The sequence below is a fragment of the Halolactibacillus alkaliphilus genome (assembly GCF_900115465.1).
Taxonomy (GTDB): Bacteria; Bacillota; Bacilli; order Bacillales; family Amphibacillaceae; genus Halolactibacillus; species Halolactibacillus alkaliphilus.
On the sequence record NZ_FOWN01000063.1, the window covers coordinates 1 to 1,478 of the forward strand.

The window sequence follows — 1,478 nt, forward strand, 5'->3', positions numbered from 1 at the left end:
CGGAAGACACCCTTGTCATTCGCTAACAGTTCCTACTGCCAAGTCTGTAATGGACTTTCACCACCAAGTTACTACCCATGCCGGGCGCACAACAAGAATAAAAAAGAAGTATTTACATTCTCCTTTTTTATTCGCGAACTTTTATACTTCGAATAAATAAAATCAATCAAACCCTCAATAATTCCAACAGACCAAACATAACGCTGATATTCATGTCCACCATCAACATAGATCGCACCACATTGACAATAGACCAAGTCATTTCTGTGCTTAGATTCGATAATATCATTACACTTTTTGCATTGAATTTTATTAGTTAATGGTTTCATCATGAGTATTAATCTCCTTTTGTATAGTCTTACTCTCTTTCAGGAACTTATAGACAGTACTTCGCCCAATATTAAATTCTTTCGCAATATCCTTCGCACTTTCTCCTTGTTCAAAGAGTATGTTTATTTGCCGCCTGGTTTTCGAATCTATTTTAGGTCGTCCTCCGATTCGGCCTCTTGATCGAGCAGCCTCTAGACCTGCTCTTGTACGTTCGTTGATAATATCACGCTCAAACTCAGCAAACACGGATAACATGCCGAACATGGCTCGGCCAGAGGCTGTTGTTGTATCGATATTATCCTGTAAGCTAATAAACTCGACATCTTTTTCTTTCAGTTTATCAGCTATATCAAAAAGCTGCTTAGATGAACGGGCAAGTCGATCAAGTTTATAGACAACAAATTTATTCCCTTTTTGAGCAGCACGTAACGCATTATGTAACTCTGTCCGATTTTTTTTGCTCCACTTTCTTTTTCCTTGTATATTTCATAGGGTTCGTCGCAATTATCAGCATACGTCTTTATGGCATTTTCCTGTAGAGTGAAATTTTGATCTTGAGTAGATACTCGGATATAACCTATGATTATTGTCTATCCCTCCATGCGTTTTATATAATATAATTACAGACGAGTTTATAGACAAATAAAAGAGCCTAATGTGTTATATTTAACGCGTTAGGCTCTTGTCTATAAAACGATTGTTTTTTAGCAGGTATGTAAATTAATTTAACAATTTATAGATTTAGTAATAGTTATTTACATCCTCTTTTCTCGCAAGTAACAGATTCTGTAGTTTCAACCCAATCTTCTTTATTATCATCAATTATCGCACCACAACCCGTTTTTGTATTTTCATTCACGTGTACTTTTCCTCTTTCTGATTTTGAAGTGTCATTCCCGATATATTTTATATTTGCCATTAGATAACCTCCTATTAGATAAAAGTATAAGGCTAATCATACCTGCAATGTAAGCGTACTCTTATCGAGGGAATAAATCAAGTCAACCTCCATTTTAGTTATCTTTAAAGTAATTAAAAACAATTTTTAACTACTTGAATGAATTTCATAATTCTGAGGCCTTGCGGCCCAATGGTTTTGAAGCATAAAAAAGGAAGTACCTCCCCAAGTCTTGTATAATCGTAAGTAA

Annotated in this window: 3 protein-coding genes and 1 pseudogene; all 4 read right to left on the reverse strand. The window is 35.3% G+C overall.

The features are described 5' to 3' along the window. Positions 1–71: 71 nt before the first annotated feature. The 4 genes and pseudogenes from BM163_RS13555 to BM163_RS13870 all read right to left on the reverse strand — a co-directional run bounded on the left by BM163_RS13555 (position 72) and on the right by BM163_RS13870 (position 1,249). Complete coding sequence (locus BM163_RS13555; RefSeq protein ID WP_089803700.1) at positions 72–332, reverse strand: DUF7695 domain-containing protein; 261 nt, start codon at positions 330–332, stop codon at positions 72–74. After that, entirely contained in the window at positions 313–498 is a 186-nt protein-coding gene (locus BM163_RS14140) for a helix-turn-helix domain-containing protein (protein ID WP_373855188.1), read from the reverse strand. Before BM163_RS14140 ends, BM163_RS13555 begins: the two co-directional genes overlap by 20 nt. Positions 499–510: 12 nt before the next feature. Continuing rightward, positions 511–917, reverse strand: a pseudogene (locus BM163_RS14225) (recombinase family protein); the annotation flags it as partial. A 164-nt stretch (positions 918–1,081) separates the two neighbouring features. Then, the gene (locus tag BM163_RS13870; protein ID WP_170243760.1) at positions 1,082–1,249 is read right to left on the reverse strand and encodes a hypothetical protein; all 168 of its coding nucleotides are present in this window, start codon (positions 1,247–1,249) and stop codon (positions 1,082–1,084) included. Between the last annotated feature and the right edge of the window lie 229 nt (positions 1,250–1,478).

Coding starts and splice junctions, on each gene's coding strand:
- BM163_RS13555 (WP_089803700.1), bottom strand. CDS start 332: ATGATGAAACCATTAACTAATAAAATTCAATGCAAAAAGTGTAATGAT.
- BM163_RS13870 (WP_170243760.1), bottom strand. CDS start 1,249: ATGGCAAATATAAAATATATCGGGAATGACACTTCAAAATCAGAAAGA.